At 58.7% G+C, this 4,048-nt stretch carries 2 protein-coding genes; one reads left to right on the forward strand and one right to left on the reverse strand.

All coding sequences use genetic code 11. The features are described 5' to 3' along the window. Positions 1-295: 295 nt before the first annotated feature. Positions 296-2,494 (forward strand): caspase family protein, encoded by a 2,199-nt coding sequence (locus NW828_RS13620; RefSeq protein WP_414384436.1) that lies wholly within the window; start codon positions 296-298, stop codon positions 2,492-2,494. Here NW828_RS13620 and NW828_RS13625 read toward each other — a convergent pair. Then, positions 2,491-3,162, reverse strand: coding sequence for a DUF1614 domain-containing protein (locus NW828_RS13625; protein ID WP_414332122.1), 672 nt, complete (start codon positions 3,160-3,162; stop codon positions 2,491-2,493). The two genes, NW828_RS13620 and NW828_RS13625, sit on opposite strands and share 4 nt — an antisense overlap. Between the last annotated feature and the right edge of the window lie 886 nt (positions 3,163-4,048).

Here is a 4,048-nt window from a genome sequence, read left to right on the forward strand (position 1 = left end):
TGTACTTCATCAAAGCGCATTCCTCCCGGCACTGACCCTACGGGTACAGTGCGGGGCTCCTGCGATTTCTAGCTGACAGAAGAGCGCTGCCGTGGGATCCCCATGGGAAGTAGCGGAGGTTTGATTGATAAGGAATGCAAAGAAAACGCCAAAAACTGTCACTCGATCTCGGGAAAAAGCTGTGTGGATGGGGATATCCTGAAATAGGCAGCAACAGATTCCAGTGCAAAGTTTAGCTGTGGCTCGCTGGCCGATGGGGTAGTCGTTGGGCCGGGGGTCAGCCCAGAGGGTCAACATGGAAAGGCGGTCTTTTCTGCAAAAACTCCTCCTGGTTGCTGCCGGTCTTGGCCTATCCCCTGGCTGGTTGAGGGGCCGGGCTGAGCGATATGGGCAAGCTTTGGCGGCTGGCTCCCGCAAGCTGGCTGTTCTCATCGGTATTAACCGCTACCTTGGCGAGGGATCCGCGCTACAAGGGTGTTTGACAGATGTGGAGTTGCAGCGGGAGCTACTCCTCTATCGCTTTGGTTTTGACCCGGCAGACATTCTCACCCTTACCGATGGGGCAGCCACGCCGGCTGGGATCCAATCGGCCTTTGCAGAGCACTTGGGGGGTCAAGGTCACACGGCTGAAACGGTAGTGGTGCAGTTTAGCGGCTATGGCCAGTGGCGGCTGGGATCCGCGCCCAACTGTTGGCAGCCGGTGCTGCTGTTGTCTGGCTCTGAGGGAGTGGCAGCAATGGAGCTAGACAGCTTTTTCCGGCTTTTGGAAGGCTTGGGCACTGCCCAGATCACCACCCTTCTGGACTGTGGCTTTACCTATGTCTCGCCGTCGGTGCGAGGCAACTTGCAACTGCGTTCCCGTCCCCCAGCCGCGATCTCGGACTCCAAGGACTCCGTCCCGCTGGCGCGATCGGAGCCGCAGCGGGTTTGGCCGTCTCCGCCCAAGGGCTTGCTGATTTCGGCCACCACCCCGCAAGACTTGGCAGCAGAAGCCGCTTGGCCAGGATTCTATGCTGGGGTACTCACCTATCTGCTGACGCAGTACCTGTGGGAAACCACGCCTGCCACTCGTCTGCTGGTGGCCTTTAACCAAGTGGTTAGCCGGCGAGAGCTGGGCCTATTCGCCTGCCAACGCCCCACCTTGGAAGGCAAAGACACTGCTCGACACATCCACCCCTATTTTCTCATGCCCACACCGGCAGGGGTCAGCGGGGTAGTTCAAGAAGTGAAGGGAAATCGGGCTCAGGTGTGGTTAGGCGGGATCCCATCGGCGGCCCTGTGTGGTTTGCAGCCGGGTACTCTTTTGGTTCCCATTCCCGCCGATCCTTCCGCCTCTTCGCCGACGCCGCTGCTCATGCGTTCTCGCAGTGGGCTGTTGGCTCAGGTTCAGATGGCCAGTCCGGAAGGGCAGCTTCCCCCTGTGGGCACACCTTTGCGGGAGCAGCTGCGCGGCCTCTCCAGCACGCTCAAGCTTTTGGTTGGCCTAGAGGAGAACCTGGGCCGCATTGAAAAGGTGGATCTGACCAATGCCATTGCCGGCTACAGCTGGATGGAAACGGCCAACCCCCGCGAGCGACAGGTGGACTGTTTGTTGGGCCGCATCACCCCGGAAATGGCCACTGCTTTTAGGACTCCGTCCCGCTGGCGCGAACGGTCGGATACCCTGCTCAAACCCCTGGAAGTGAACAGCTACAGCCTGTTCTGGCCGGGGCGAGAATTGCTCCTGAATTCCTGTGGCCCAGCAGGAGAGGCTGCAGCAATGGCCGTCCAGCGGTTAGCTCCCCGTCTTGCCCATCTGCTGGCTGCCAAACGTTTGCGCACCACTCTCAATGCTGTTTCCTCTTCCTTGGCGGTGGTGGCGGAGTTGGCTGTCAAAGGTAGAGCTGCCAATCGCGTCAGCGGGACGGAGTCCTTAGCTCCCTCGTTGGCGGCACGCCTTGTCCAGTCCGCAACTTCCGCTCCTGCTGAGGTGGGTATGCAGCGGTTTACGCGAGGGGATCCCTTGCATCTCACCCTTTGCAACAACAGCGATCAGCATCTGTTCGGCTACCTGTTGCTGATCGACCCGACCGGACAACTGCACCTGCTGGCTCCCCTGCCTCAGGACAACTTCACCACACCTCTTCGCTTGGAAGCCAAGAGCAGTTTAACTTTGCCACCCTTGCCGGAGGTCGATGGCGAGCTGCGCTCTGCTGTGAGCTCTGACTTGCTCACCTGTCATGCCCAAGGGCTGACGGAGCTGTTGTTTGTGGCCAGCACCCGCCCCCTGTCCGCCAGCTTGGAAGCCCTCAAGGCTATGGCCCGCAAACTGGGGGTAGCCCGTTCGCCGATGTTGCTCAATGGGCCGCTGGAATGGACGCAAACGCTCCTCGAGGAGTTGACTCAGCGTGCCTCCGATCGCGCCAGCGGGACGGAGTCCTTAGGGGATCCCGACTTGCGTTGGCTGGATCCCGCCCAATCCATCACGCTTTCCCTCACCTATCTCCTGGTCTAGCTCAGCAGCAGGGCAAACAAGCCACAGAGGGCAATACCATCGAAAACCCCGGCCCCGCCAATGCTGAGAATGCCTGAGCAATTGCGCCGCAACACCTCCGGCAAGTGCAGGAGATCCGCCCCGATAAGGGTACCCAAAACCCCGCCGGCAAAGGCTACCGCTGGCGCCTGATCCCCAGCCCAGAACAAAGCGGCCAAGGCTGCTGTAGCTGGGGCAATTAGAGGATTCATCTGAATGCCGATCCCCGGCACCACGTGGGAAGCATAGTAGCTGACCAAGGTTACCAGCGCCGTTACCGCCAGGATCAGCACGCTATCGGCCCGCCCAAATTGGTATAGGGCCAAGAGCACCGGGATCAGCCCCCCGCCCACGTTTAAGGCAATCACCGTCTCCTGGGAAAGCTTGGTCAAAGGGATCCCCCAGAACTGCCGCATCCACAAGCTAGCTAGGTCTTCTACCAGCGTCACCTCGCATTTCACCCGATAGAGGGGAATATTGACCGAGCTGCCCACCAGGATGGCCAGCAGCAGTAACAGCGCTCCCTCCCGCGAGAACCCCAGCTTTCCCACCGCCAGCGCCACCACATCTACTGCCAGCCCCAGCCAGAGGAAAGGCAGCAGCAACACCAGCATGAAAAACAACAGCAGCGAGACCGGCAGGTAGAACATGGCAGGGATCCCAACTTTTCTTCAGCCTATCAGGACTCGGTTCAACTTTTCTCAGCTGCGTGCCCCCTGAGAAAGTAAGGACTCCGTCCCGCTGGCGCGATAGGTTTGCAACTAAACTTTATTCGTTTCAGGATCTCAAAGGCCAAAAATGAGGTTGCGAATATCCCGATCGCGTTAGCGGGACGGAGTCCTTGAAATATTGCGGCCAGCCCTCCAGTCGCCAGGAGTTTTAGCCATAACGATTTGATAGCGCGGATCTCCATAAAACCGAATTTTGATGTGATTAGATTCTTCAACAGTCTCGAAGCAAAGGTCGCGCAGATACTGTTCAGTATGAATGTTCCACTTGCGGTAGTCTCTGAAGATGTAGCCCTACAGGACAGGCCGGCAGAGGTGCTGCAGATCCTGGGCTAGGCATGGCCCGCTACTACGGGAATGGGGGGATGCCTGCTGGCGAGACTCCGCCACACCAGGGATCCCAGCCCAACAGCCACTCTGGTCGCAGGGACGCCGTTCCCCAAGGCGCGGCAAACGAGCCCCAGCAGGACAGACCACAGCAAAACAACCAATACCCACAAGACTAGACCCAACAGCGGGCCCGCCAAGCCTGCTTCCAGATTGGTCAAAAACTGAAGGCCACCATCACCAACATCAAGGGCAACGAAGTTACTTTCCAGATTTCGGGCCCCGACATCAAGCTCACCCCAAGGGAACCCAAACAGGCGGGCTCCCTCTCGGTGGAGCAAGAGGTAGAGGTGAAGGTTCTGGGCCTTAGAGAAGATAAAGGACTCCGTCCCGCTGGCGCGATGGGTTGTGTTGATCTTTCATTTGAGCCAAAAGAGAGCACTGACGAGATAGAGAAAACTCAAGAAGTTCCTGGCCAATT

It is taken from the genome of Synechococcus sp. W55.2 (genome assembly GCF_047461635.1).
Taxonomy (GTDB): Bacteria; Cyanobacteriota; Cyanobacteriia; order Thermostichales; family Thermostichaceae; genus Thermostichus.